This window comes from Bacillus sp. CGMCC 1.16541 (assembly GCF_003184905.1).
In the GTDB taxonomy this organism is placed as follows: Bacteria; Bacillota; Bacilli; order Bacillales; family Bacillaceae_H; genus Priestia.
In genome coordinates, this window is sequence record NZ_QFRU01000020.1 from 18,987 (window position 1) to 45,413 (window position 26,427).

At 37.0% G+C, this 26,427-nt stretch carries 25 protein-coding genes and 1 other annotated feature; of the genes, 9 read left to right on the plus strand and 16 right to left on the minus strand.

The window, feature by feature from the left end; genetic code table 11:
• Window positions 1–74 precede the first annotated feature (74 nt).
• Window positions 75–638 carry an RNA 2',3'-cyclic phosphodiesterase gene (thpR, locus tag DIS06_RS15620; protein ID WP_110114170.1) on the minus strand — a complete coding sequence of 188 codons (564 nt, stop codon included), beginning with the start codon at window positions 636–638 and terminating at the stop codon, window positions 75–77.
• A 152-nt stretch (window positions 639–790) separates the two neighbouring features.
• Between thpR and cysK the strand changes: the two genes are divergently transcribed.
• A complete protein-coding gene (cysK, locus tag DIS06_RS15625; RefSeq protein WP_162595992.1) occupies window positions 791–1,732 on the plus strand; it encodes a cysteine synthase A in 942 nt (313 codons plus the stop codon).
• Window positions 1,733–1,977: 245 nt separating this feature from the next.
• On the opposite strand, the gene DIS06_RS15630 is transcribed toward cysK, so the two are convergent.
• On the minus strand, window positions 1,978–3,159 hold the full coding sequence (locus DIS06_RS15630) for an MFS transporter (protein WP_110114172.1): 1,182 nt from the start codon (window positions 3,157–3,159) through the stop codon (window positions 1,978–1,980).
• Window positions 3,160–3,299: 140 nt separating this feature from the next.
• Window positions 3,300–4,706, minus strand: coding sequence for a dipeptidase PepV (gene pepV, locus DIS06_RS15635; RefSeq protein WP_110114173.1), 1,407 nt, complete (start codon window positions 4,704–4,706; stop codon window positions 3,300–3,302).
• Window positions 4,707–5,147: 441 nt separating this feature from the next.
• On the opposite strand from pepV, the gene DIS06_RS15645 reads away from it, so the two are divergent.
• Window positions 5,148–5,369 (plus strand): DeoR family transcriptional regulator, encoded by a 222-nt coding sequence (locus DIS06_RS15645; protein ID WP_110114175.1) that lies wholly within the window; start codon window positions 5,148–5,150, stop codon window positions 5,367–5,369.
• 108 nt (window positions 5,370–5,477) lie between these two features.
• Here the strand turns inward: DIS06_RS15645 and DIS06_RS15650 are convergent, their stop codons facing one another.
• A complete protein-coding gene (locus DIS06_RS15650) occupies window positions 5,478–6,197 on the minus strand; it encodes a pseudouridine synthase (protein WP_110114176.1) in 720 nt (239 codons plus the stop codon).
• Between the two features lie 54 nt (window positions 6,198–6,251).
• Window positions 6,252–7,895, minus strand: coding sequence for a putative polysaccharide biosynthesis protein (locus tag DIS06_RS15655; protein WP_110114177.1), 1,644 nt, complete (start codon window positions 7,893–7,895; stop codon window positions 6,252–6,254).
• Window positions 7,896–8,111: 216 nt separating this feature from the next.
• Here DIS06_RS15655 and DIS06_RS15660 point away from each other — a divergent pair, with 216 nt between their 5' ends.
• Complete coding sequence (locus DIS06_RS15660) at window positions 8,112–9,383, plus strand: BaiN/RdsA family NAD(P)/FAD-dependent oxidoreductase (RefSeq protein WP_110114178.1); 1,272 nt, start codon at window positions 8,112–8,114, stop codon at window positions 9,381–9,383.
• Window positions 9,384–9,535: 152 nt separating this feature from the next.
• Here DIS06_RS15660 and DIS06_RS15665 read toward each other — a convergent pair whose 3' ends face one another.
• The 3 genes from DIS06_RS15665 to DIS06_RS15675 all read right to left on the minus strand — a co-directional run bounded on the left by DIS06_RS15665 (window position 9,536) and on the right by DIS06_RS15675 (window position 10,394).
• The gene (locus tag DIS06_RS15665; RefSeq protein ID WP_110114179.1) at window positions 9,536–9,715 is read right to left on the minus strand and encodes a sporulation protein Cse60; all 180 of its coding nucleotides are present in this window, start codon (window positions 9,713–9,715) and stop codon (window positions 9,536–9,538) included.
• Between the two features lie 4 nt (window positions 9,716–9,719).
• On the minus strand, window positions 9,720–9,956 hold the full coding sequence (locus DIS06_RS15670; RefSeq protein WP_110114180.1) for a DUF2553 family protein: 237 nt from the start codon (window positions 9,954–9,956) through the stop codon (window positions 9,720–9,722).
• 126 nt (window positions 9,957–10,082) lie between these two features.
• Complete coding sequence (locus DIS06_RS15675; protein WP_110114181.1) at window positions 10,083–10,394, minus strand: rhodanese-like domain-containing protein; 312 nt, start codon at window positions 10,392–10,394, stop codon at window positions 10,083–10,085.
• A gap of 298 nt (window positions 10,395–10,692) precedes the next feature.
• On the opposite strand from DIS06_RS15675, the gene DIS06_RS15680 reads away from it, so the two are divergent.
• Window positions 10,693–11,961 (plus strand): tetratricopeptide repeat protein, encoded by a 1,269-nt coding sequence (locus DIS06_RS15680; RefSeq protein WP_110114182.1) that lies wholly within the window; start codon window positions 10,693–10,695, stop codon window positions 11,959–11,961.
• A gap of 228 nt (window positions 11,962–12,189) precedes the next feature.
• On the opposite strand, the gene leuS is transcribed toward DIS06_RS15680, so the two are convergent.
• The 5 genes from leuS to DIS06_RS15705 all read right to left on the minus strand — a co-directional run bounded on the left by leuS (window position 12,190) and on the right by DIS06_RS15705 (window position 18,862).
• Window positions 12,190–14,604: a leucine--tRNA ligase gene (leuS, locus tag DIS06_RS15685; RefSeq protein ID WP_110114183.1), complete on the minus strand. Its 2,415-nt coding sequence runs from the start codon at window positions 14,602–14,604 to the stop codon at window positions 12,190–12,192.
• 94 nt (window positions 14,605–14,698) lie between these two features.
• Window positions 14,699–14,924 (minus strand) — a binding site (T-box leader).
• A gap of 323 nt (window positions 14,925–15,247) precedes the next feature.
• Window positions 15,248–16,570, minus strand: a complete 1,323-nt coding sequence (locus DIS06_RS15690; RefSeq protein ID WP_110114184.1) for a GntP family permease — start codon at window positions 16,568–16,570, stop codon at window positions 15,248–15,250.
• A 236-nt stretch (window positions 16,571–16,806) separates the two neighbouring features.
• On the minus strand, window positions 16,807–18,006 hold the full coding sequence (locus DIS06_RS15695; protein ID WP_110114185.1) for an MDR family MFS transporter: 1,200 nt from the start codon (window positions 18,004–18,006) through the stop codon (window positions 16,807–16,809).
• Between the two features lie 414 nt (window positions 18,007–18,420).
• Window positions 18,421–18,582: a glycogen biosynthesis protein GlgD gene (locus tag DIS06_RS15700; protein WP_110114186.1), complete on the minus strand. Its 162-nt coding sequence runs from the start codon at window positions 18,580–18,582 to the stop codon at window positions 18,421–18,423.
• Between the two features lie 16 nt (window positions 18,583–18,598).
• Window positions 18,599–18,862: a YtzC family protein gene (locus tag DIS06_RS15705; protein ID WP_110114187.1), complete on the minus strand. Its 264-nt coding sequence runs from the start codon at window positions 18,860–18,862 to the stop codon at window positions 18,599–18,601.
• 193 nt (window positions 18,863–19,055) lie between these two features.
• Between DIS06_RS15705 and mnmL the strand changes: the two genes are divergently transcribed.
• Together mnmL and mnmM are read left to right on the plus strand one after the other, a co-directional pair.
• Window positions 19,056–20,018 carry a tRNA modification radical SAM protein MnmL/YtqA gene (gene mnmL, locus DIS06_RS15710; RefSeq protein ID WP_110114188.1) on the plus strand — a complete coding sequence of 321 codons (963 nt, stop codon included), beginning with the start codon at window positions 19,056–19,058 and terminating at the stop codon, window positions 20,016–20,018.
• Complete coding sequence (gene mnmM / locus DIS06_RS15715) at window positions 20,015–20,587, plus strand: tRNA 5-(aminomethyl)-2-thiouridylate-methyltransferase MnmM (protein ID WP_110114189.1); 573 nt, start codon at window positions 20,015–20,017, stop codon at window positions 20,585–20,587. The genes mnmL and mnmM overlap by 4 nt, the downstream gene beginning before the upstream one ends.
• A 70-nt stretch (window positions 20,588–20,657) precedes the next feature.
• On the opposite strand, the gene DIS06_RS15720 is transcribed toward mnmM, so the two are convergent.
• Together DIS06_RS15720 and DIS06_RS15725 are read right to left on the minus strand one after the other, a co-directional pair.
• On the minus strand, window positions 20,658–21,722 hold the full coding sequence (locus DIS06_RS15720; RefSeq protein ID WP_110114190.1) for a tetraprenyl-beta-curcumene synthase family protein: 1,065 nt from the start codon (window positions 21,720–21,722) through the stop codon (window positions 20,658–20,660).
• Between the two features lie 32 nt (window positions 21,723–21,754).
• Window positions 21,755–22,531 carry an alpha/beta fold hydrolase gene (locus tag DIS06_RS15725; RefSeq protein WP_110114191.1) on the minus strand — a complete coding sequence of 259 codons (777 nt, stop codon included), beginning with the start codon at window positions 22,529–22,531 and terminating at the stop codon, window positions 21,755–21,757.
• A 104-nt stretch (window positions 22,532–22,635) separates the two neighbouring features.
• Between DIS06_RS15725 and DIS06_RS15730 the strand changes: the two genes are divergently transcribed.
• From DIS06_RS15730 to DIS06_RS15740, 3 genes are all read left to right on the plus strand, one after another.
• A complete protein-coding gene (locus tag DIS06_RS15730) occupies window positions 22,636–23,145 on the plus strand; it encodes a gamma carbonic anhydrase (protein ID WP_110114192.1) in 510 nt (169 codons plus the stop codon).
• 277 nt (window positions 23,146–23,422) lie between these two features.
• Window positions 23,423–23,956 carry a phosphatase PAP2 family protein gene (locus DIS06_RS15735; RefSeq protein ID WP_110114193.1) on the plus strand — a complete coding sequence of 178 codons (534 nt, stop codon included), beginning with the start codon at window positions 23,423–23,425 and terminating at the stop codon, window positions 23,954–23,956.
• A 64-nt stretch (window positions 23,957–24,020) separates the two neighbouring features.
• On the plus strand, window positions 24,021–25,166 hold the full coding sequence (locus tag DIS06_RS15740; protein WP_110114194.1) for a glycosyltransferase family 4 protein: 1,146 nt from the start codon (window positions 24,021–24,023) through the stop codon (window positions 25,164–25,166).
• Window positions 25,167–25,199: 33 nt separating this feature from the next.
• Here DIS06_RS15740 and metK read toward each other — a convergent pair whose 3' ends face one another.
• Complete coding sequence (gene metK / locus DIS06_RS15745) at window positions 25,200–26,402, minus strand: methionine adenosyltransferase (protein WP_110114195.1); 1,203 nt, start codon at window positions 26,400–26,402, stop codon at window positions 25,200–25,202.
• Between the last annotated feature and the right edge of the window lie 25 nt (window positions 26,403–26,427).

Genomic DNA, 26,427 nt, shown 5'->3' on the forward strand with positions numbered 1-26,427 from the left:
ATCTGTTAAAAACAGGCTTGTTATTTACCCATGTGCTTCTTAGACGTTCAACAAAGGAAGTAGCTACTATTGAATTAGGAAAAGGAAAACATCTCTATTACTTCATACTTAGGAACACTGTTTGGGTGAATCATATAAAGGTTAATCTTACTTATCGTTAATTCATTTTCTTCTTGTGTCACTATTTCTTTATTCATATATCGGTCAAATTGAAACGGACTTTCACCATTCCACCGCTTTGCAATTGTAATATGAGGATGATAGGGACGTTTGTCTAAGCTGAATCCTAGCTGTACACACTTCTCATAGATTTCTTTTTGCAACTTTGCTAACTTCTCTTCATCGCTTACTTGTAAAAACACCACGCGAGGACGTTCTTTTACCCCAAATACATGCAGTGGTCCTACTTGTAACTTAAATGTCTTGTAGTTCTTGGCTATCTCTACGAGTTCTTGAGCTAATTTATTTACTTTCTCTTCTTTTACTGCGCCTAAAAAAGCTAGTGTAATATGATAATCACACATATGAGTCCATACTCGAAATGGAAAATCATCTTTATTAGCTTCCAAAAAAGCAACCGATTGTTCGCTGATAAACGTGGGTACATTGATTCCAATAAAGTAATGTTGCTGTTTCACACCTCTTCATCACCCTTCTACTTTCATAATACCATTATCAGTTTTGTCAAAACAGTTCATACTTGTTAGATTCTTTGATTATTCAATTAAAGCATCTACTGCTTAAAAATTAGCACTTTGTGTTATCATATATAAAAAGTGATTAATAAAGGATGAGAGATGTGAAAGTAGTTAACAACATGGCTGATTTAATTGGCCAAACACCACTTGTCAAACTAAATCGTCTTCAACCCGCTGACGGTGCGTCTGTTTATTTAAAGCTTGAATTTTTCAATCCAAGTCGTAGTGTAAAAGACCGTGCAGCATACAACATGATTATTGAAGCAGAGAAAAAAGGGCTATTAAAGGCAAACTCAACAATCATTGAGCCAACTAGTGGAAATACAGGGATTGGTCTAGCAATGAATGCTGCTGCTAGAGGTTATAAAGCCATTTTAGTGATGCCAGACACGATGACACAAGAACGAATTAACTTGTTAAAAGCATACGGTGCTGAAGTGGTTCTTACACCCGGTGATGAAAAGATGCCAGGTGCTATTCGCAAAGCCGAAGAGCTGACAAAACAAATTCCACATGCATTTATGCCAATGCAATTTGAAAACGAAGCAAACCCAAATGCTCACCGCACCAGCACAGCACTAGAAATTATTGAAGCAATGGAAGAAGTCGGAAAACAACTAGGCGCTTTTATTGCAACAGCTGGTACTGGTGGAACCGTAACGGGAACAGGTGAAGTGTTAAAAGAACATTATAAAGACTTGACCGTTCACGTTGTAGAACCTGCTGGGTCACCTGTTTTATCAGGTGGAAAACCTGGAAAACATAAGTTAGTTGGTACAAGCCCTGGATTTATCCCTAAAATTCTAAATCAAAATGTCTATGATGAGATTATTCAAATAAAAGATGAACAAGCGTACGAAACGGTACGTAAGCTTGCTTCTGAAGAAGGAATACTAGTAGGACCCTCTTCAGGTGCAGCTTGCTTTGCTGCTATTGAAGTTGCAAAACGGTTACCATCAGATCAAGCAGTCGTTTGTATCATTTGCGATACAGGAGAGCGTTACTTATCGAGCGATTTGTTTGCATTTGAATAAAGAAAAAGTGGCTGAGACATAAGTGTTTCAGTTGATAAGATATCCGAACCATTTTGAGTTATACACTCTTTATAGTTCGGATATTTTTCAGTTAAAAAACCAAGTTTAAAAGAATAGTGGAATGGAGCGTAGGACACTCGACTCCTGCGGGAAGCGAGTGGCTGGAGCGCAATGGAACGAACTTGTTGTTGTAAACTAACGATGATAGAAACGTCACTGTTCGTTTTTGAGAAGGAATCATTTCGTTATATCCCACTCTCTTTTTCTTGCTCCATTCTACGTAAAAAGAAAATAAATAGACACCCAAACATCGTTAATACGCCAAAGCAACCGTATACTGTAGCAATTGAGTATTTCTCTAAGACTAAACCTCCAAAAAACGTACAAAACCAACTCCCAAGACCATTTCCAACTGCTGCATAAATAGAAACCGCTGTGACTCTCACATTAGCCGGAGCTAGATCTCGCACATATTGAAGAGCTGCAGGAATAAACAAACCAACTGAAAACCCTTGAGCAATTGTTGTCGCATATACAATCGCTAACGGCGGCTCTATGAAATAAAATAACCAACGTAAACCTGAAATAAAAGCAGATAAAATTAAGATATGTAACATACCAAACCTGCGGATCCATCCATTCGCTACTTTCATAAAAGGCGCTTCACTTCCAGCTGCTAGTAAAAATGCGATTCCAACACCTGTTAAGGTTCCACCAATATCAGTGATGTACAAACTAAAATAAAAATTATTCGCAAAAATAGGACCGAAAACTAAAAAGGTAATAAGTAGAAACAAAACAAACTTCGGCATCTTAAGTAAGCTAGATACACCGTCTCTCAATCGTACATTCATTGTTTGGCTTTCTTTTGGTAAATATCTCGCTAAAACAGAAGCTGCTACTAACACGACAGCAAACACGTAGAAGATAACATGCAAACCAAATACCTCTGATAGACGCCCTACCGCAAGTACCGAAACAGCAAAACCAATCGCTCCCCAAAGGCGAATAGAACCATAATCACCGTTTACTTTTTGTACATAGTTTAAAGCAATGCTATCTGAGATTGGAATAAGAGAACTTTGAAAGAATGCTAATATGGCGGCTAGAATGACAAAAACATAATAATCATTCACAAATGAAAAGAAAAATCCTACAACTCCTGTGCATAATAATGTACTCATTAAAACAAAGCGAGGCTTTTGTGTATAGTCAGAAACGATTCCCCAAAGAGGTTGTGCAAAAATCATCACGACAGGGCTAATTGACATAATGATTCCTACCTGTGCGCCAGAAAGTTTGACGACATCACTTAAATACACAGATAACAAAGGAAAAAGTCCACCAATACCAAAAAAAATTAAGAAGTAATACGAAATAAAAATTGTCTTTACATTTACTTTTTCATTTTTCAATGCTAGTTCCATCTTAACGTCACCTTCTCATATAAAATCATCTATGAGTTTGATTCTTCACCAAAAAGAGCATAGAGAATGACCGCTTCCCATGAACTAAGCAAGCGGTCATTCTCTATATTTTACCATAGTCGTTTGTTGAGTAGGAACGATTATTTGGTAAGCTCATGCAAAGCTTGTGCATAAATTGCGGTAGCTTTTAACAAATCTTCAATGTACATGTACTCGTCCTTTTGGTGAGCGACTTCTTCACGTCCTGGAAATAAAGGGCCGAATGCTACACCTGCTTCAAGTGCTCGGGCATATGTCCCCCCTCCAATTGAAAGTAACGTCGCTTCTTCTCCTGTCTGTTCTGTGTATACCTTTTGCAGCGTTTTTACAAGCTCGTGATTTTGATCAACGTGATGAGGCTTTGAATCGGATATGTTTTCAATACTTACCTGATGTTCTTCGCTGATCTGGGCAATTTTTTCTAAAACCTTGTCGTAGTTAGCTGTTACTGGATAGCGCATATTAACCCCAATTTTCCCACCTTGTTCTGCTGTATAAGCTAATACACCAACGTTCATCGTTAATGGGCCCGTAATATCATCTTCATATTGAACTCCTAGCTTCTCCCCTAAACAATCTCCAACAACATAATCATTCACGTAGTTTAGAAACCCCTTAGCAGGTACATCTAGAGGAAGCGTATGTAAAAATTCACTCAAAATCAGTCCTGCATTTATTCCTTTTTGAGGTACACTTCCATGAGCAGAAACCCCCACTAATTCAAGCTCTACATTATCACCTTTACTTGTCACTCGCCCTTCTACTTCTTTCGCTTTCAGAAATTGCTCATAAAGCTCTTCAACATTTACCGAGTTTTCCGTCAGTCGAATTGTTGCACGAGCAAAATCAGGAACCATGTTGTAACGTCGACCAGAAGAAAGTTGTGTTAACATCAATGGACTCTCTTCTACGGAAGAAGACGGCTTTACTAAATCGAAGTCAGCAATTCCTTTTTCTGCATGAATAAGTGGAAAATCAGCATCAGGAGCAAAGCCGACTGTTGGCATTTCTTCACGTGCAAAATAATGATCAACACATTGCCAGCTGCTTTCTTCATCTGTTCCAATAATCATGCGGATGCGCTTATTGAGTGGTAAGCCTAAATCTTTTACAATCTTCATCGCGTAATAAGCCGCCATGGTTGGTCCCTTATCATCGATTGCACCTCGAGCAAAAATTTTCCCGTCTTTTATTTCTGCTCCGTAAGGCTCTACAGACCATCCGTCACCTTCAGGAACTACATCAACATGACAAAGTACACCAACAAGTTCTTTACCTTGTCCCATTTCAATATGTCCAGCGTATCCATCTACGTTTTTCACAGTAAAGCCATCAGTCTCTCCCTTACTTAATAAAAACTCTAAAGCTTGTTGGATCCCTTTACCGAACGGTGCACCTTCTTCATTACTCTCTTCAAGAACACTTTTAATACGTAGAAATTGTTGTGTTTGCTCAATGATTTCTTGTTTTCGTTTTTCAACCTCTTCTGTCCAGTTAATCTTGCTCATCTCGTTCACTCCTGTATTCATTCTATTACTTCCAAATGTACCATAAATATCACTCTAAAAAAATAGCTGTCCATGAGTCCATATGTTTTGGATATAAAAGAAGTGGGAATGACAGAAAATAAAGGTGTCTAATTGAAGAGCAAAAATAAAATAGAGAAGAAAAATAAACTTCTTATATTTTTAAATTTATCACTTAAAAATATTCTAATTTTTCCGATTATTTTATACAATAGTCATATATTGTTAAAATTAAGAGAGGAGATGTTACGAGATTATTACATACCTTTATCTATTTATGTAAATATTATGTTAATTCAGCCTTTTGACTTTCAATTTTATCTAGAATTTGTGTACAATAAAAACAAGTATGAAAGTAGTAATTGACACCTGAGATTTATTCTAAACTTTTGCGATGCGAAAAACGAATAAGGAAGTGGTCTTTTGAAGCCTTCAACAAATCGAATGCTAACTCGTATCAAATCGATCTACATGTTCATTCGTTCGAATGGAACAGTCACTACGCAAGAACTTGTTGACGAATTTGGTATCACCCCACGCACCATTCAACGAGACTTGAATGTGTTAGCATACAATGATTTAGTTCGCAGCCCCAGTCGTGGTAGTTGGACGACTACGAACAAGAAGGTCAGGATGTCATCCTAGTTACATTGGCAATAAAGAAACACATATAGAGATAAACGTGAAACTGTTCACTTAACGGTGAAATAGAAAAAGGAACCACGTATTGGGTTCCTTTTTTTTTTCGGGCACTTATCCCTTTCTATGTTGCTTTAACAAATCTACCTCCGCGTCTGTTAACTCTCGGTATTCACCTAACTCTAAGTTTTCATCTAATGGTAGTGGCCCCATTGAAATCCTCTTTAAATAGGTTACTTTCTTTCCTACTGATTCAAACATCCTCTTCACTTGATGAAACTTTCCTTCCGTAATTGTTAACTCAATTTCCGATTCGGTATCTGCCTTTAAAATTTTAAGTTCGCCGGGTTTTGTTTCATACCCATCATCTAATGTTACTCCTTGCTTAAACGCCTCAACGTCTTCTTGTGTAACAGGCGCGTTTATGATTGCAAAATACGTTTTAGGCACATGCTTTTTAGGAGATAGCAATTGATGTGATAATTGTCCATCATTGGTCAAAAGCAAAAGTCCTTCTGTATCCTTATCTAAACGCCCAACAGGGAATGGATTGTACACAGCATCTTCAATTTCCAACAAATCCACCACTGTTTCTTGACGAAAGTCTTCTGTAGCAGATAAGACTCCTGGCGGCTTATTCATCATCAAATAAATAAATTCTTTATATGAAACAGGCTCACCATGAACAGTAATCTCTTGTTCATTAGGATCTACGTGGGTTTTTGCTTCTTTTATAAGCTCTCCATCTACTTTTACTACTCCAGATTTTAATAACCCTTTAATTTCTTTTCGACTACCATACCCAATGTTTGATAATAACTTATCGATTCGCATGTTAAAACCTCCGACCATATAACAAAATGAAAGAGGCGAACCTCTTTCATTTTGTTACGAACTTTGTGATTTTTTTCTTAGTATTTTTCGTTGAATTAAACTTGTAATTCGATTCCCCATCACTTTTTGTAAAAGTTGTGAACGATATGCAATGACAAAGTAAATGACTCCCCCGATAGCTGCGCCAACAAGCGTAATAATAGCTGCTGGCAAGCGTCCGGCCTCATACATCACAAAGAAGCTCATCGCATATTCAGTTACCTTCACACCAATTCCCATTAACACAGCAAAGATAATCATTAACATCGCTCGCTTTACTAACGTACGATGTTCATATCTTCCATGCTTTTTAATCATATAAAACGTATAAGCAATAGAAACAAAATAGCCAAGCCCTGTTGCTAGAATAGAACCAATTTCATGGAATAACATAATAAACGGCATGTTACATACAATCTTCACAATTAATCCAAACCCTAGACTAATAACCGCATATTTTTGTTTATTAATCCCTTGGAGAATGGCAGCATTTACTGTAAAGAATGAAAATAGTAAAGCAATTGGCGCATATACCCGTAAGATGTACCCCCCTGCTTCAACCGTTTCTACTCCAAAGAAAAAGCCATAAGCTGGATAGGCTAACACAAACAAACCGATAACCGCCGGCAAGACTAAAAAGATAATCGTTTGATAGGTTTGATCAATTTGCTTTTGTAGTGTGCCATACTCTTTATTCATATAAGAATTTGTAATCGTTGGAACAAGTGTTAATCCAAATGCTGTAGCAAGTGAGACTGGAATCATCACAAGCTTTGGTACATACGTTTGGACAATTCCGTACATTGATTCTGCCACATCTTGTTGTCCAGCAGCAATCATTGCTTTGTTAAATGTAAACTGATCCACGAATTGATACAAAGGAATAGCCAGTCCAACAAAAACAAATGGCAAAGCATACGTAAACAGCTCTTTAAACATTGACGCAGTTGAAATACGTGTAGGCGTCACACTCTGTTCGAGTAATGAATCCAAATGAGGCTTTCTCTTCTTCCAATACCAAAGTAAAACCGCAAGACCCCCCAATGCTCCAACAAACGCAGCAAAAGTCGCAAAACCAACAGCAGTAGCAATACTTCCACCTAATACCTTAATGACAATATAAGTTGAAGCTAATAAAAAGACGATGCGAACCACTTGTTCAATAACTTGTGATACAGCTGTTGGCCCCATCGATTGATGACCTTGAAAGAACCCTCTCATAAGACTCATCATCGGTACGATCAAAAGCGCCACACTGACCATGCGCATAACCATTACAACATCTTCTAATGAGTTTTCTAAGTTATTGCTTCCTAGAGTTGCTTTTGCAATAATAGGAGCAGCAGAATAGAGAAAGATAAACGCTAAAAAGCCTGTAAAAAGCATCAGTTTCATTCCTGATCGAAACATCCTGCGGCTCGTATGATAGTCTCCTATCGCATTATATTTTGAAACAAATTTTGAAACAGCCATTGGAACACCAGCTGTTGCGATACTTAAATAGATTGTGTATTGCACATATCCGTATCCAAATAAGGCTCCACCTACTGTTCCAACAAGAGCAGAAAATGGAAATAAATAAATCATCCCTAGAACCCGAGATATGTAAGTACCAAGTGTTAAAATAAAAGTTCCTCTTAATAACTTTGAATCTGACATGGATTTGCCTCCAATATTCGATGTTACATATTTGATAATAGTAATAAGATTGAAAATAAGCAAGCTGCAGTTTACAATTAAGAACGCTTTGGTAAAAACTAAACCATAGCTCACTATTTTATACAATTCTTTAAAGTTTGTCAGTTTTTAATTAAAAAATGTTCAACTTATAAAGGAAGCCAAAGGAAAGACGATAAATTAAAGTTGGTGAATAAAATGAAGTATGATGTTGTTGTGATTGGTGGAGGACCTTCTGGATTGATGGCATCCATTGCTGCTGGCGAATCGGGAGCCAGTGTATTATTGATTGATAAAGGAAATAAACTAGGACGAAAGCTAGCTATCTCTGGTGGCGGACGTTGTAATGTAACCAATCGCTTACCAATTGATGAAATTATTAAGCATATTCCAGGAAATGGACGATTTTTATATAGTGCATTTTCAATTTTTAGTAATGAAGATATTATCCGCTTCTTCGAAAACTTAGGAATTAAGCTAAAAGAGGAAGACCATGGACGCATGTTCCCTGTAACAGACAAAGCTCAATCTGTTGTAGATGCGTTGATTGGAGAGTTAAAAAGATTAAAAGTAGACGTTCGAACAAATACACCTGTTAAAAAGGTAGCCTATCAGGATGAGGCTGTAAAAGCTGTTCACTTACAAAGTGGAGAAACAATTGAAGCAAAAAGTGTGATTATTGCCGTTGGTGGAAAGTCTGTCCCTCACACAGGCTCTACCGGAGACGGTTATAAATGGGCGGAAACAGCAGGACATACGATTACTGAACTGTATCCCACTGAAGTTCCAATTACTTCAAATGAAGCATTTATTAAAGAAAAAGTCATGCAAGGACTTTCATTACGTAATGTGGGACTAAGTGTCTTAAATAAAAAAGGCAAGCCTGTCATTACACACCAAATGGACATGATTTTTACCCATTTTGGAATATCAGGACCTGCCGTTCTTCGCTGTAGTCAATATGTCGTGAAGGAGTTAAAAAAACAAAAAAGCTCGTCCGTTACGATGAGTATTGATGCCTTCCCTCATAAAAATGAAGAAGCTATTTTTCAAGAGTTAGTTAAACTAACAAAAGAAGAACCTAAAAAAGCATTTAAAAACGTAGTAAAAGGTTTTCTACCTGAACGCTATTTATTGTTTGTGACACACCTTGCTCAAATCGATGAACAAGCAATCGCTGGACATCTTTCTCATGAGAAGCTACGAGAGTTTGCAAAGCTTTGTAAACGATTTGAATTTCAAGTAAATGGCACTCTTTCAATCGAAAAAGCATTCGTAACAGGTGGAGGCGTTTCAGTAAAAGAAGTACATCCAAAAGAAATGGCTTCTAAATTCATGAACGGTTTGTACTTCTGCGGAGAGGTACTTGATATTCATGGCTATACCGGCGGCTATAACATTACGTCTGCCCTTGTAACAGGACGTCTTGCTGGGTTAAATGCAGGCGCATATGCTAGAAGTTCATACTAAAAAAGAGGGTAAGGTATGAATCAATAAACTGAACAACGTAGGTTTACATGCAACATCCCTTGCCTCTCTATCCATTGGTATAACTGGACAACGGAGCAAGGGACGTTGCTGTCTGAGTCAAAAAGGGGTGTTTTTTCCCCCTTCTTTTCATGTTAGTCTCTGTAAATAACCATGGCTGAAAAGCAATACACCTGCTCTTCTCGATCAAACCCTGTTGAAATCTGATACTTAATATCAATAATCTGATCACCTGATAACGTTTTCAAAAATCGATTGACGGATACTTCTAAATCTTTTTCATGTTCTTTATCGAATAACTTCACTTGCACCAATACGTTAACACCATCCTAAATCACAATCTTCTACATACGGGGGTACGTTTTCCTCACAGTTAATTAATTTCAATATTTTATTGTCTTCATACGTGTAACCTTCAATTAATTCATATTCTTTTCCGGATTCAGTTAACACAACTTTTCCAATGCATTCTGTGTAAAAATATAACTCGACACAATCTTCTTTAATTTTGGCATGCACCCTTTCTGTCACATCCATAATATGAAACATGCTCATACGTATCCCCTCCCTTTATTTAAGAATATTCAGAAAAATCACATTCATGAACAACAGATGAAATAAAAAGAAGCTTCAGCATGTATGTTACTGAAACTTCTTCTACTAAATCATTATGAAGTTGCGTTATTTTTTAACAACGTCTCCTTGCCAATCTAACATGCCACCAACCATGTTTCGCACTTTATATCCTTGATCTTGTAGGTAAAGACAGACATTTTCGCTGCGACGACCTGAACGACAAATAAAAATATATTCCTTCTCTTTATCAAAATAGTCCACATTCTCAGGGATATCACCCATTTTTATATGTTTCGCTTTTGCGATAATACCTTCTTCTACTTCTTCATCTTCACGTACATCTACTAAGTAAAGATCTTCACCTTTTTCAATCTTCTCTTGAAGTTCGCCCGTTGTAATTGTTTTAACTTCTTCCACACTTATCACTCCTTTTCATATCATTTTTTTATTTTATCAAATATAAAAGCAGTAAAGCTACTATCACGACATTTAACTCATCTAGACAGATTCAAAACAACCTTATCTCCTATGATATTGAGAAAAAAATGCGCTTTTTTCTCTCTATATCCCATTGTTTTCCGACTAAAAAAAGAAACTTATAGTTCTATAACAATGAGTCTTTAGTCTCTTTTTTATTTTACAGAAAATATAGAAAATAAAAAGAAGAGCAGCAATAGTAATCATTTTTACTATATAAAGGAGTTTTTTTCTAACTATGCACTTACTGAATGATAACTTTGAAGTCAATATTGGCACTCTTATCTCTATTACTCGTCAAGGAAAAGAGATGACACAAGAAGAACTTGCAAAAGGCATTTGCTCGATTCCTTACTTAAGCAAGTTAGAAAACAACCGCATCGAAGCAAATGATGAGATTATTGAATTATTGTTAGAGAGATTAGGCTATGATTATGGCCTAGTCATGAGTGAACAGCAACTTCTTAATGACGAGGTGCTAAGATGGTACGAAGCAATGGTCGATCGACGTAATGAGACGGTTCAAAATTACGCTGAAGAATTAGAACTTAAAACGAAAAGCATCTATAATATGACGCTTTTGAATAACTATCGTCTCGCTCAATTTCGTTATTTTTTATATGAAGAAAAGTTTTCAGAGGCTAGACAACTCATCGAATATTTCACAAGAATTAAAAAGAAATTAACCGTTGTTCAATCTTTATATTTTCATATGTTTTTAGGGTTGTATCATTGTTTACTAGGGGATTATGCACAAGGATTAGACATGTTTAAAAAGGCGGAACAAATGAGTGAGAAAATTCGCTACAAAGAGCCTGAGCTCTCTTATAACTTAGCCTTAACTCATAGTCACTTACATCATCCTTCTTTAGCCATCATTTATGGTTATGAAGCGTTAGAAATGTTAAACTCTGCATCCCTTTTTTTACGAAGTCTAGACTGCCAATTATTAATTGCGATTAATTACAAACGCATTAAACAATTTTCACAAGCCAGACAACTCTTTCATAACATTTTATCAACTGCTAAAAAGCTAGACTTAAAGGACATGCAAGCTTTTTGCTATCATAACCTAGGAAATTTATATAGTGAGCAAAAGGATCACCAAAAAGCGACTACTCATTATGAAGAATCCTTATTCCTTAAAAAACAGTATTCTTTTTCCTATTTAAAAACCTCTTATTATTTAGCAAAAGAATTAGTGGCACAAAATGATAAAGAACAAGCACTAGAAATAATTCAACAGTCAATGAAACAACTAAACAATATGCCAGAACTAGAAATAAAGTTTCAGATTCTTGCTCTTGAAGTTGATCGCAATCATGCAGAGCTAGAAAACTATTTAGAAACTGTCGCCCTGCCATTTTTTGAAGCAAAAGAAGACCTGCACTACTTATTAATCTGTTACGAGCAATTGGCTAATATGCATTCTAACCGCTTTTCATATAAGAAAAGCAGTTATTATTATAAACTTTGCAATGACATTAGAAGAAACTTAACAAATTAGGAGGAATTGTTATGAAAAAGTATATTCTTGGCTTTTTTACATTCACACTAGGTTTCACGTTCACTTCTTGCTGCTTCATTTTTACATTCTACATCTGATGAAGATCATCCTCGCTATCACAATATTATTGATGTAGCATCGGACGAAGACCACCCATATTATCATCGTTAATGTAAAAAGTGGCTAGATAAAGCGCATTACCACTCTATCTAGCCACTTTTTTAGCTATTAATTTGCTACAATGTTTACTAACTTACCAGGTACCGCAATTACTTTTCGAACTGTTTTACCTTCGATATACTCTTGAACGTTTCCATCTGCCATCGCCATTTCCTGTAGTTGTTCTCTAGAAGCTTCAGTTGGTACGCTTAGTTTTGCACGTACTTTACCGTTAATTTGAACAACAATCTCTACTTCATCATCTACTAATTTGGCTTCATCAAAAGCTGGCCATGCTTCATATGAAATTGTTTCAGAATGACCTAACTTCTCCCACAGTTCCTCTGAAATATGAGGACAAATTGGCGCTAATAATTTCACAAAACCTTCTACGTATTCTTTAGGAAGAACCTCTGCTTTATAAGCATCATTAATAAATACCATTAATTGAGAAATGCCTGTATTAAAACGAAGCCCTTCATAATCTTCTGTCACTTTTTTAACCGTTTGGTGATAAACACGCTCTAACGTTGTATCTGTAGAGTCTTGAACTTTGCTACTTAGCGCACCATTATCTTCTACAAGTAAACGCCATACACGATCTAGGAAACGACGTGAACCATCTAATCCTTTTTCTGACCATGCAATTGATGCATCAAGTGGTCCCATAAACATTTCATACAGACGTAACGTATCTGCACCATGTGTCTCTACGATTTCATCTGGATTCACAACATTTCCTTTTGATTTACTCATTTTTTCGTTGTTTTCACCTAAAATCATTCCTTGGTTAAATAACTTTTGGAATGGCTCTTTCGTTGGGACTACACCGATATCGTATAAGAATTTGTGCCAGAAGCGTGCATATAGTAAATGAAGAACGGCATGCTCTGCTCCCCCGATGTAAATATCTACAGGCAACCACTCATTTAGCTTTTCTGGCGCTGCTAAATACTCATCATTTTTCGGATCAATATAGCGTAAATAATACCAGCAGCTTCCTGCCCATTGTGGCATTGTATTCGTTTCACGACGCCCTTTTTTACCTGTTTCAGGATCTACAACATTAACCCAGCCTTCAATATTCGCTAGTGGAGACTCCCCTGTACCAGAAGGTTTGATTTCTTTTGTTTTCGGTAACGTCAGTGGTAGCTGTTCTTCAGGTACAGCAGTCATTGTTCCATCTTCCCAATGAATAATTGGAATTGGCTCACCCCAATAACGTTGACGACTAAATAACCAATCGCGCAGACGATATGTGACTTGCTTTTCACCTTTGTTGTGTTCAACAAGCCAGTCAATTGCTTTTGCAATTCCATCCTCTTTGTTTAATCCATTTAAAAAGTCTGAGTTAACGTGCTCGCCGTCTCCTGTGTATGGTTCTTTCTTAACATCTCCACCTGCTACTACTTCTTTAATCGGTAGATCAAACTCTTTTGCAAATTCAAAATCACGCTCATCGTGCGCTGGAACAGCCATAATTGCACCTGTACCGTAGCTAACAAGTACGTAATCTGCGATCCAAATTGGCATCTTTTCACCATTAATTGGATTAATTGCATAAGCACCTGTAAAGACACCTGTTTTTTCTTTCGCTAAATCTGTACGCTCAAGATCACTTTTCATTTTTACATTTTCTAAATACGTTTGAACCGCTTCTTTTTGATCAGCTGTTGTAATCTTTTCAACAAGCTCATGCTCTGGTGCTAAAACAGCGTAAGTGGCTCCAAATAACGTATCTGGACGTGTTGTAAACACTGTAAATGTTTCGTCATATCCGTCAATATCAAAATGAACATGTGCACCTTCTGAACGGCCAATCCAGTTACGTTGCATATCTTTGATGCTCTCTGGCCAATCTAATTCTTCTAAATCTTCAAGTAAACGGTCTGCATAAGCAGTGATTCTAAGCATCCATTGCTTCATTGGACGACGCTCTACTGGGTGACCGCCACGCTCACTTTTCCCATCAATGACTTCTTCGTTCGCTAGCACTGTTCCTAATGCTGGACACCAGTTTACCGCTACTTCGTCAATGTACGCTAACCCTTTTTCATATAATTTTAAGAAAATCCATTGTGTCCATTTATAATAATCCGGATCTGTTGTATTGACTTCCCTATCCCAATCGTATGAAAATCCTAGTGCTTTAATTTGGCGGCGAAAGTTATTAATATTTTGCTCTGTAAATTCTGCTGGGTCATTTCCAGTATCTAACGCATATTGTTCTGCCGGTAAACCAAAGGCATCCCATCCCATTGGATGTAACACATTAAAGTCTTGCATACGCTTCATACGAGATAAAATATCCGTCGCTGTATACCCTTCTGGATGCCCTACATGAAGCCCTGCACCTGATGGGTATGGAAACATATCTAATGCGTAAAACTTACGTTTACCTTTGTCCTCTGTTGTTTTGAATGTTTTATTTGTTTCCCATTGCTCTTGCCATTTCTTTTCAATCTGTTGGTGATTAAAAGCCATGATAATCCTCCTCATAGTTATAAATAAGTCAGTTTCTGCAGTTATAAACAGTCACCTTCACTTTTAGTGCAAATAAAAAACCTCTCATCCCTAAAAAAGGGACGAGAGGTTGAATTAACTTCCCGCGGTACCACCCACATTAGCACACCATGGTGCTCACTCAAACTCCTTAACGCGGATGGACGGCAAATGCTACTAAAACACTTGTTCACACTTGCAACTCAAAAGGCGAGTTCATGAACGCACGTTTGTTGACTCACACCAACCGTCAACTCTCTTTGCTCGTTTCGCTCACTACTATTCCTTATCATTGTTGTTAGAATGTATGTAGATTCCTATATGTATTGTAAATAATATGTTACCAATCTGCAAGTTGTTACGGCTATTTTATTTACACTATTTTCAGTATTTCTTTTCCAATTTTGTTTTATACCAAAAAACACGACCATACGCATTCATTTTAACCATTCACTATCGACCAACGATGTTGTAAGTGTATACGTATTGGATGATGGAGTAAGTACGTTTATATGCAACACCCCTTGCCCGCCTTTTTGTTGAGTTTAATGCATTGGGCGAGCAAAGGATGTTCGAGATTAAATCAAAATACAGAGTCTTTTATCCCTTTTGACTTCACTCAATATTAAATCCCTAATCCAAACGAGAATAAAACAATCGCAAGTACCAATCCAATGAGTGGTACAATAACCGTCATCGCTGCCATAGGTAAATATGCAGCTTTATGGGTGTCTCCACAAATAGCTGTAATGGTTGTTACGACGTAACCATTGTGAGGAAGTGAATCTAATACTCCTGATGAAATAGCTACAACACGATGAAGTGCTTCAGGATTCACTCCTGCATCAATATAGTGTGGAGCTAAAATTGGCAATGCAATTGCCTGACCACCAGAAGCTGATCCTGTCATACCAGCGATCACACTAACAGCAATTGCCCCACCAATTAATGGACTTCCAGGAATGTTTGTCATCGCATCAACTGCTACAGCGAATGCTGGTACTGCTTTTGCAACTCCCCCAAACCCGACAACTGCAGCTGTATTACCAATCGCAATAAGCGCTCCAAGTGTTCCTTCAGAGATGGCATTCCAAAAATTTTTAAAATATTTACGATTTAATAAGTAAGTGGCAATAATCCCCCCTGATAATGCAACAATAAGTGCTGATTGCTTTAACGAGTCATGGAAAACAAATGAAATAATTAATACGACAAGTAAAGGAATTAAGCTTAGTAACGGATTTGGCAAACTTCCTCCCTCTACAGTAGTAGGATCATTTTTACGTCCTACGAATTTCTCACCATTGCTAACTGCTTTGCCAATTAAACGCTTTAACCACCAATATCCAAATACCGCCATTAACACGCCAACAATTAAACTAACTTCCCAGCCTGCATAAGGAGTTGTTCCAAGGTATTCAATGGGAATCCAGTTTTGGATTTCTGGTGATCCCGCTGATGTCATTGTAAATGTAACAGAACCAAATCCTAAAGCAGCAGGAATAAAGCGACGTGGCAAATCTGCTTGCCTAAACAAACTAACTGCCATTGGATAAACCGAAAATGCAACCACAAATAAACTTACACCACCATACGTTAAAATAGCACACGCTAGGACAATCGCAAGCACGGCACGTTTCATACCTAGTTTATCTACTATCCACTTTGATACACTATCGGCTGCACCACTATCTTCCATTACTTTCCCAAATATAGCACCTAATAGAAACATTAAGTACCAAGATGCCACAAATCCCGTGAATCCAGACATGTAGTTACCTACAAAATTAGCTTCACCTTCTCCTACTAACTGAGGAAAGAGTGGCAAACCACTGAAAAGCGCTACAAACAATGCACACAGTGGACCTGCGATTAACAAATTCATGCCACGCATTGTCAATACAATGAGTAAAACTAATCCCCCAATTAAACCAATCATACTTAGCACTCACTCATCACTCCTATTCATAATTTTTTAATCTAAACACACAAAAAAGAAAGCGGTTTCAATTATCGTAATAGCGTCTTTCTCTTAGGTGCTTGTCACCGTCTATATTATAGTATTAAGATTAGAGTCCGTAAATTCTAAATTTTTAGTTTTATTATCCAGTAATAAAAAAGCCTCATGTATCTTATCTAATGCTGTCATTAAACAAAACACAGAGACTTTTTTATCATTCTCATTTACGTTGAGATTGGCTTTGCAACCATTTCCTCTTGATATACTCGTTTTAATTTCTTATCGTAAATCCACGTTGGGATGAGTGAAAGTAATAACACAAACATAAGAACGTAAAATAACGTTGTAATGTTAGAGAAATCAACAAATAATCCCCCTATAAGAGGTCCTAACATCCTTCCACCTGTTGCAGTACTGTTTACAACCCCTTGATAAAACCCTTCTTTTCCTTTTGGTGCTAATTGACTTGCAACCGTTGGAACGGCTGGCCAAACAAACATTTCACCGATTGTAAGAATAACCATTGCTAATACAAAATGAGTAAATGTTGTCGCCACAGATACAATACCGAATGAAAGAATAAAGATAGCTGTACCAATCAGAATCTGCACCTTCAACGTTTTGGCAAAGAATTTTACAACTGGTAAAATAAATGGCTGACCTACAACAATTAACACACCATTAATTGTCCACAACATACTATATTGTTTTAGTGAAATCTCAAGATCTCGAGTATGAGCCGCAATAGTAGATTGCCATTGTACATACGCCATCCAACATAATAAATAACCTACACATAGCATAAGTAATGCAGCAAATCTCGCTTTATCATTCACCAGTTTTGCTTCATTTAATACACTTGTTTGTTTTGTGTGAGTGGTGGCAATATGGCGATATGAAATAAATGCAATGCTAAAGAAAATGACATACATAAGTGCATTCGCAATAAAAATATACGTAAATGAATAAGAAGCCACTAAACCACCAAGAGCAGCCCCAATGGCAACTCCTGCATTTTGCGCCACGTACATAGCGTTAAATGCCTTACGACCACCTTCTGGCCATACTGTTCCCGCCATCGCGTACATAGCAGGAAACACCATACCGGAACCGAATCCAACAACAATAAGCAAGATGACATACGTTGGCCATCCATGAAAAAATACTAATCCAATTAAAGCAATTAATGTAATTGAAATGCCAATAACAATTGATTTATATCCTCCAATTTTGTCAAAAAGCGTCCCACCAATTAAATTTCCAACAACGCTTGCTCCTGCATTTAACATTAATACAAATCCAGCTACAGATAAAGACTTCCCTAGATGTTCATGTATGTAGATTGTATTTAGCGGCCAAAGAAACGAAGCACCCGTTACATTGATGAGCATCCCAATTACTAAAAGCCATAAAGCTTTTGGCATATATGCTCTCTCCTTCTTTAACTAATTCCATTCAAATAGGCAGTACACTTCTCATTTGTTACTACATCACCCTAAATCTAAAATGAGAAACAACTGCCTATACATATTTCATTTATTTAGATTGAAATAACCATTTTATTTCGAAAACCAAAATAAATTGTAGTCCTTTGTTATACTTTTCGCAACCCATTTTCGTAAAAAGATTATTAAAAAAACAATGCAAATTCTCTTAATTTTCAACATGTAAAATAGAGTGTTCATATGTATGCAACTAAATAATAGCAATCGCTTCACTAATGATACTCTTATTGAAAAAACATACTACTGAATCGTATTTTTAAACACCTTAACAAAAAAGATGCCCGTCTTGCTACAACATCAAAAAGTGCGTAGCAAGACGGACATCTTTTTCTTTTATTTAAATGTTTTGTTTGATTTTACCGGTTGTGCTCGCTTACTATTTTTTTCTTTTACTTCTTTTACCGGGTCAAAGTCTTTTCCAACTTCAATATCATTGCTATTTACACCATTCTTTGTCTTTTGTTCTGGATTGTTTTGTTTTGAACGTTTCTTCATTGAAAGACCTCCTCGTTTAATGTTCTGTAATAACCATTTCGTTTTGAAGCTGTTGAATTTGCAACCTCATACGATAGAGTTGCTCACGTTGTTGAGCATTTGCACTATGAGAAAGCTCTTCCAATTCTTTGTACGCATTTTCTAATCCTAATTGCGCACCTGTATATTCTGTATCATTGTAATGTTCTTGCTGCATGCCATTTTGAAGTTGTTCTTTTGCAAAACGCATTGCATCTTCACATTGTTGCATAAGTTTATCGACTGATTGACGAGTTGCCATCTTATTCCCTCCATTTAAAAACAAACTAAAAGCGGTCCTCTCCACTATTTTGTTCAAAAGTCTTACAGTTTACGACATCATTTAAATAGAAGAAACTGCTAACACGACTTTCATTTGGATATCACGTTGTTTTTTGTTAAAATCTGATGATGAATCATCATTTATATTTTGCTTTCAAAAGGAGTCTAATTACTTGAAATTATCTAATCCATTTCCTTATACAGCCGAAAACAAGCGTTATCATACATGGAATTATCATTTACGTCAGACGTTTGGTCATAAAGTATTCAAAGTAGCTCTAGATGGAGGGTTTGATTGCCCAAACCGTGATGGTACGGTGGCACATGGTGGGTGTACGTTTTGTAGTGCCGCTGGTTCTGGAGATTTTGCTGGAAACCGTACGGATGATCTTGTCACACAATTTCATGACATTAAAGACAAAATGCATGATAAATGGAAAGATGGAAAATATATTGCTTATTTTCAAGCATTCACAAATACACATGCACCTGTTGATGTTTTACGTGAGAAATATGAAACAGTTTTAACCCTTCCTGGTGTTGTTGGTCTTTCGATTGCCACGCGACCAGATTGTTTGCCTGATGATGTTGTAGAGTACTTAGCTGAATTAAATGAACGCACATATCTATGGGTAGAGTTAGGCCTACAAACCGTTCATGAACGAACATCTTTGCTAATCAATCGAGCTCACGATCATCAATGTTATATAGAAGGTGTGAAAAAACTACGAAAACACGGTATTCGCGTTTGTTCACATATTATTAATGGTTTACCATTAGAGACACCTGAAATGATGATGGAAACAGCTCGTGAAGTTGCCAAGCTAGACGTGCAAGGTATCAAAATTCATTTGTTACACTTATTAAAGGGAACACCTATGGTTAAACAGTACGAAAAAGGAATGCTTGAATTTTTAACTTTTGACGATTATGTTCAGCTTGTATGCGATCAATTAGAAATATTACCTCCTGAAATGATCGTTCATCGTATTACGGGTGATGGACCGATTGACTTAATGATAGGTCCCATGTGGAGTGTCAACAAATGGGGAGTATTAAATGCCATTGATCAAGAACTCATTCGTCGAAATAGCTATCAAGGAAAGTATTTTAAAAAGGAAGTTGTGACACCATGAAAGTAGAGCGTATTTTACCTTTTGCTCGTTCCCTATTAGAACGTGCGATTAAACCTGGAGACACAGTTGTTGATGCAACAATCGGGAACGGACACGATACATTATTTTTAAGCCACCTTGTCGGTGAAAGCGGGCGTGTGTATGGCTTTGATGTTCAGAGAGCTGCTTTAGAGGAAACCACAAAACGGTTGAAAGAACATAACGTTTTAAATCGAGTCACGTTGTTTCACGAAAGTCATGATCAGCTTTCTTCTTTACTTCCCGACTCTTTAAAAGGAACACTAACAGGAGCGGTTTTTAACCTAGGTTACTTACCGGGAGGCGACAAACAAATTGTGACTACTCCAAGTTCAACCATTCACGCGATTGAGCAATTAATTCATTGGTTGGCACCAGAAGGGATCATTGTCCTTGTTATTTATCACGGACATGCAGAAGGTGAAGTAGAAAAGCAAGCACTTATGCAATATGTAAAACAGCTTGATCAGAAGCTTGTACATGTGTTGCAATATCAATTTATCAACCAGAAAAATAATCCTCCTTTTATCGTAGCGATTGAAAAACGCTGAACCACTAAAAAAATAGAACGCTACTTTTACCATTGAATTCAGATAAAAGTAACGTTCTATTTTTTTGAAGTTATTTTGCTTTTGAGAACATCCGATAAATCCGTCCATTGACATAAAAGAAATAACTAAGCCTCCCACCTGACCGAATCAGTTTCTTGGCAGTCGTATGAACTTCTTTTTGATTCCTCACCTTTTCATCTGATAAATAGACCCCTAGTAATCCTCTATTAATAAATCGATGAAAATGCTCATTTGGCAATCCTTTTATGTGAGAATCTGCTTCTGTTACAAAGTGCAAGAAACGATTCATCATGAATTTATAATGAGGATAGTAAAAACAAAAGTTCAAGTCTCCCCCTAGTTTATCTTCTTCTTGATCAATGAAGTAGTCTAACAAGATATGTAACCCTTGTATATACGGAAAATAACCTTTTTTCACTTTCAATGCTTGTTCTTCTGTAAAGGTTGACTGAAAACTGTATGCAACTAAACAAAAAATCCCTAATGTCGATCCTGAACATGCTGAAAACTCGTACCATTCCATTTCAGGGAGGGTCTCTTTGTATGCAGAAAACCAGTTTTCTAAGCGTGGCACACGTTCTTCGACTGTCACATGCTTATGCACTTGTAAATCACAATAGTACGTAGCTAGTTCGAGAATGTGTTCTGAAATAATGGGATAATGAACGCTTTTACCCAATACCTCTTGACATGTTTGAACCAATGCAACTAAATAACCACCATCGTCTTGGTCCGTTCGAAAACGGTAATATTCACGAATAGGAGCACTTACAGTTAACGCATCTAACATGGACTCATGAAGCGCAGTAAAATCATTAGGATCCAATGAGTTACTTCGGTCACATAAGTTATCTAAATAATCACTAATGGTTTGATACGCTACAATAAAGCGTATGCATTCTGTCATCTGTTCCTTTGCTAAAATCGACAGAATACCACCACCTTCGCAGTGAAATGTTTTATAATCGATACTCGAAATGGCTTGCCTTCTTAATTCTTCATCTGGAATTCTTTCTGCATACTTCCTCCAATAAGCTAGCTGCTTATGAACGAGAGGTAACACATCTTTGTATACTTTCTTCATTAATAAAAAAGGGTGGGACGGAATTTTCATCTATCATTCACCTCGAATTTAAATCACATTCATTAAATGTGAAGGTCAACAAAGCTCTTTGCATAGGCAAAAACTTGCTCTCTTTCTGGTTCATTAAAAATCTCATGATATAAAGAAGGCCATTCTTTATAAATCTTTTCACTCAAGTCTACTTCATCAAACCACTGTTTTACAATTAGCTTCTCGATAATTTTATCTTCTCCTGCTTGCATTAATAAAAGCGGCACGTCTGGTGTGTTCTCTACGTCTTTGAACGCCATGTTCATTGCATCCATTAACTCACGGTACCACCTAACAGACACTTTTGTTACATAGAGAGAATCATTTTGATCTTCATCCATTACTTCTTTATTTCTTGTCACTTTATCCACTGTTAACACGGTATTAAACAACATGCTTGGCATTAACTTATTTAACCCTTTCGACAGCAAATCCATATAAGCAGGTGGATGCTCTCTTAGCCCTAAACAAGGAGACGATAAAATAGCCCCCCATACTGGAAGGTTTTTTTCCTGAAGTGTGCGAATGACCGCTAGCCCTCCCATACTATGGCCAAGCAAGAAAATTGGCAAATCATACTCTTGAGCTTCTCGTACCCATGTTTCAATTTCTTCTATGTATTCATCAAATGATTTAATATGCCCTCTTCTTCTCGTTGTCATTCCTTGTCCAGGAAGATCTCCCATAATGACGTGCATACCTACAGAACGCCACATTTCAATTAACCATCGATAACGACCATGGTGCTCTGATGCTCCGTGTACCATTACCATGACGCCTTTAGGATTGTCAGCTTCCCATTTCCTCATAAGAGCTACTTCCTTTCTTTTGTTTACTCATTGAAAAAAACTTTGTACACTTACATTAGAAGATTTATTCATTTTTTTCAACTACTATAAAAGGGGTGGGTAAGATGATTTATCCTTATAAAGATAAAACACCTACTATTTCAGCAAGTGCCTATATTGCTGATTATGTAACAATTACAGGCGATGTTTCAATTGGAGATGAAAGTAGTATTTGGTTTAACACCGTCATTCGTGGCGACGTCGCTCCTACCATCATTGGTAATCGAGTGAATATTCAAGATCAATCGACTCTCCATCAAAGTCCGAACAACCCATTAATTATTGAAGACGATGTGACGGTCGGACATCAAGTCATCTTACATAGTGCGATTCTACGCCAGAATTCCTTGATTGGGATGGGGTCCATTGTATTAGATGGGGCAGAAATTGGTGAGGGTGCTTTTATTGGCGCTGGTAGCCTTGTACCACCAGGTAAAAAAATCCCACCGCATACATTAGCGCTTGGAAGACCCGCTAAAGTTGTACGTGAACTAACAGACGACGACCAAAAAGACATGGATCGCATTCGAAAAAGTTATGTCGAAAAAGGGAAATACTACCAATCGTTAAAGTAACTATTTTCAATCAAGAACTGATAATATTTTCGTGTTCTCTTTATTGTATAACAACCACACATAATCTATAAGTGAGTTTTTCCAAAAACTTACTTATAGATTGTATACCGCCTTTACACAAGCGAACAACTTCTATATATCACCTAACGATACTTTCTCCTAAACATACGACTTCTAACTAAATTAAAATTTTCTATTAATTTACATTTCCTTATTACTCACTAAACATTCCCTTATTACAATGAAAATAACACTTTTTCTTAAAGGGGATAAAATGATGAGAACAAAGTTGATTCGCCAATTGTATGATGTTGAGTGTTACGTATTTAAAAGTGTGAACAAGCATTTTGATCGACGACTAGCCAACGCTTATTTTCGTACAATTACCCATTTAGGTGGAGCAACTTTTACAATTACTACAGTCTTAGCTTTGTTCATTTTAACAAGTGGTCCTTTAAAGACCATTACGCTTGCTAGTGCACTGTCACTTGCTATTAGTCATCTTCCTGTCGCTATTTTTAAGCGCCTTTATCCTCGCAAAAGACCTTATTTACAGCTTAAAAATACAAAAGTGTTAGAAAAACCTTTAAAGGATCATTCATTCCCTTCCGGCCATACAACAGCTATTTTCTCAATATCAACCCCTTTTATTTTTTATGTACCATCCCTTGCAATTATTTTGTTACCGTTCGCATTAAGTGTTGGGGTATCCCGTATTTATTTAGGGCTTCACTATCCTACCGATGTTGGTGCTGGAATGGTTCTCGGCACTTTTGTTGGATTCTTATCTCTTTATGCTCTAACGTTGTAAAGGAAGTCTATACTAGTTTTTATTTACCTAAAACATCATCATTGAATGGATAGGGGGAGATACGATGAAAATTGCTTTATTCACTGATACATTTACACCAGATGTAAACGGCGTAGCAAAAACATTATCAAGATTCACCCGTTATTTAGAACATAAGAAAATTGCTTACCAAGTATTTGCTCCTGAAAGTACGAATGATGATTTATTTTCAAAACAAATTCATCGCTTTGCGAGCCTACCTTTTTTTCTCTACCCTGAATGTCGCTTAGCACTACCGAATATGCCAAAGATTCGTGCACAGCTACAAGCATTTCAACCAGATATTATTCATATCGCAACTCCTTTTAACATGGGACTATGCGGTTTACACTATGCAAAGAAAATGAACATCTCAATGGTCGGTTCTTATCACACTGATTTTGAACAATACTTGTCTTACTATGATTTACATTTTCTTACTCCATTTTTATGGAAGTATATGAAATGGTTTCATCAACCACTCGAACGAATCTTTGTTCCTTCTGAATCTACAAAAGAGCATTTACAGCAACAAGGGTTTACCAATCTCTCTATTTGGTCACGTGGAGTTGATCATACATTGTTTCATCCTCATTATGACCGGTTCGATGTGCGCATTAAATATAATATAAAAAAACCATATATCCTAACGTACGTTGGTAGACTTGCGCCTGAGAAGAACCTCACTCTTTTAATGGAAATTGCAAAGTCGTTACCTCCTCATATCCGTCACAAAGTTCATTGGTTGATTGTAGGTGATGGACCATTAAAGGAACTGCTAAAAAGAGAATCTCTCGAACATATGACCTTCACTGGTTTTCTTCAAGGTGAACAGCTAGCAAAAATCTATGCAGCTTCTGATTTATTCGTTTTCCCATCTGCTACTGAAACGTTTGGAAATGTCGTATTAGAGTCTCTCTCTTGTGGAACACCTGTTATTGGCGCAAACGCAGGTGGGGTCAAAACCATCATTCAACATGGACGAAATGGGTACCTTTGCAATCCTCAATCAGTTGATGAGTTTGTTCATCATACTACAGAGTTACTAGAAGATTTACACAAACGTATTCACTTTGGACACCAAGGAAGGAATTATGCGTTAACTCAAACATGGGATAGCATCTTTGAGCGATTATTACTTGAATATGAAGAAGCTGTTATAAACAGAAAACAATCTGTTCAACTAGCATAAACAAAAAGACCTCCTTTAAAGGAAGTCTTTTTGTTAGTTACCTAATGCTGCTTTTTTTAATGCATCTGCTTTGTCTGTACGCTCCCAAGGAACATCAATGTCTGTACGACCAAAGTGACCGTAAGCAGCTGTTTGTTTGTAAATTGGACGACGAAGATCAAGCATTTTAATGATACCAGCTGGACGAAGGTCAAAGTTATGACGAACTGCTTCTACTAACACTTCTTCAGATACTTGACCTGTACCAAATGTATCAATTGAGATAGATACTGGCTGCGCAACACCAATTGCATATGCTAACTGAACTTCACATTTATCAGCAAGGCCTGCAGCTACGATGTTTTTCGCAACGTAACGAGCTGCATATGCAGCAGAACGGTCTACTTTTGTAGCATCTTTACCAGAGAATGCTCCACCACCGTGACGAGCATATCCACCGTACGTATCTACGATGATTTTACGACCTGTTAAACCAGCATCACCTTGAGGACCACCGATTACGAAACGACCTGTTGGGTTGATAAAGTACTTTGTATTCTCATCGATTAACTCTTGAGGAACAACTGGATTAATGACATATTCTTTTAAGTTACGTTGAATTTGCTCTAACGTAATTTCTGGATGATGTTGAGTTGAAATAACAATTGTATCAATACGAACTGGTTTGTTATTTTCATCATATTCAACTGTTACTTGAGTCTTTCCATCTGGACGAAGGTAAGGAAGGATTTCTTCTTTACGCACTTCTGTTAAACGACGAGCTAATTTATGAGCTAATGAAATTGGAAGTGGCATTAACTCTTTTGTTTCGTTACAAGCAAAACCAAACATTAAACCTTGGTCTCCAGCACCGATTGCTTCGATTTCCTCGTCAGTCATCTGACCTTCACGAGCTTCTAAAGCCTTATCAACACCCATTGCGATATCTGCAGATTGCTCATCAATTGATGTTAATACTGCACAAGTTTCCGCATCAAAACCGTATTTTGCACGTGTATAACCAATTTCCTTAATTGTTTCACGTACCGTTTTTGGAATATCTACATACGTAGATGTTGTAATCTCACCACTAACCAATACTAAACCAGTTGTAACACTTGTTTCACAAGCTACACGAGCATTTGGGTCTTTTGCTAAAATTGCATCAAGAATTGAATCAGAAATCTGATCACAAATTTTATCCGGATGACCTTCTGTTACAGATTCTGACGTAAATAAACGACGTTTCGTTGACATCAATTTTCCTCCTTTAATACAGTTC

What these genes read in the sequence shown, in the direction of transcription:
- cysK (WP_162595992.1), top strand. Translation starts at nt 791, where the DNA reads ATGAGAGATGTGAAAGTAGTTAACAACATGGCTGATTTAATTGGCCAA.
- DIS06_RS15630 (WP_110114172.1), bottom strand. Translation starts at nt 3,159, where the DNA reads ATGGAACTAGCATTGAAAAATGAAAAAGTAAATGTAAAGACAATTTTT.
- pepV (WP_110114173.1), bottom strand. Translation starts at nt 4,706, where the DNA reads ATGAGCAAGATTAACTGGACAGAAGAGGTTGAAAAACGAAAACAAGAA.
- DIS06_RS15650 (WP_110114176.1), bottom strand. Translation starts at nt 6,197, where the DNA reads ATGCGAATCGATAAGTTATTATCAAACATTGGGTATGGTAGTCGAAAA.
- DIS06_RS15655 (WP_110114177.1), bottom strand. Translation starts at nt 7,895, where the DNA reads ATGTCAGATTCAAAGTTATTAAGAGGAACTTTTATTTTAACACTTGGT.
- DIS06_RS15660 (WP_110114178.1), top strand. Translation starts at nt 8,112, where the DNA reads ATGAAGTATGATGTTGTTGTGATTGGTGGAGGACCTTCTGGATTGATG.
- DIS06_RS15670 (WP_110114180.1), bottom strand. Translation starts at nt 9,956, where the DNA reads ATGAGCATGTTTCATATTATGGATGTGACAGAAAGGGTGCATGCCAAA.
- DIS06_RS15680 (WP_110114182.1), top strand. Translation starts at nt 10,693, where the DNA reads ATGCACTTACTGAATGATAACTTTGAAGTCAATATTGGCACTCTTATC.
- leuS (WP_110114183.1), bottom strand. Translation starts at nt 14,604, where the DNA reads ATGGCTTTTAATCACCAACAGATTGAAAAGAAATGGCAAGAGCAATGG.
- DIS06_RS15695 (WP_110114185.1), bottom strand. Translation starts at nt 18,006, where the DNA reads ATGCCAAAAGCTTTATGGCTTTTAGTAATTGGGATGCTCATCAATGTA.
- DIS06_RS15700 (WP_110114186.1), bottom strand. Translation starts at nt 18,582, where the DNA reads ATGAAGAAACGTTCAAAACAAAACAATCCAGAACAAAAGACAAAGAAT.
- DIS06_RS15705 (WP_110114187.1), bottom strand. Translation starts at nt 18,862, where the DNA reads ATGGCAACTCGTCAATCAGTCGATAAACTTATGCAACAATGTGAAGAT.
- mnmM (WP_110114189.1), top strand. Translation starts at nt 20,015, where the DNA reads ATGAAAGTAGAGCGTATTTTACCTTTTGCTCGTTCCCTATTAGAACGT.
- DIS06_RS15720 (WP_110114190.1), bottom strand. Translation starts at nt 21,722, where the DNA reads ATGAAAATTCCGTCCCACCCTTTTTTATTAATGAAGAAAGTATACAAA.
- DIS06_RS15725 (WP_110114191.1), bottom strand. Translation starts at nt 22,531, where the DNA reads ATGAGGAAATGGGAAGCTGACAATCCTAAAGGCGTCATGGTAATGGTA.
- DIS06_RS15730 (WP_110114192.1), top strand. Translation starts at nt 22,636, where the DNA reads ATGATTTATCCTTATAAAGATAAAACACCTACTATTTCAGCAAGTGCC.
- DIS06_RS15735 (WP_110114193.1), top strand. Translation starts at nt 23,423, where the DNA reads ATGAGAACAAAGTTGATTCGCCAATTGTATGATGTTGAGTGTTACGTA.
- DIS06_RS15740 (WP_110114194.1), top strand. Translation starts at nt 24,021, where the DNA reads ATGAAAATTGCTTTATTCACTGATACATTTACACCAGATGTAAACGGC.
- metK (WP_110114195.1), bottom strand. Translation starts at nt 26,402, where the DNA reads ATGTCAACGAAACGTCGTTTATTTACGTCAGAATCTGTAACAGAAGGT.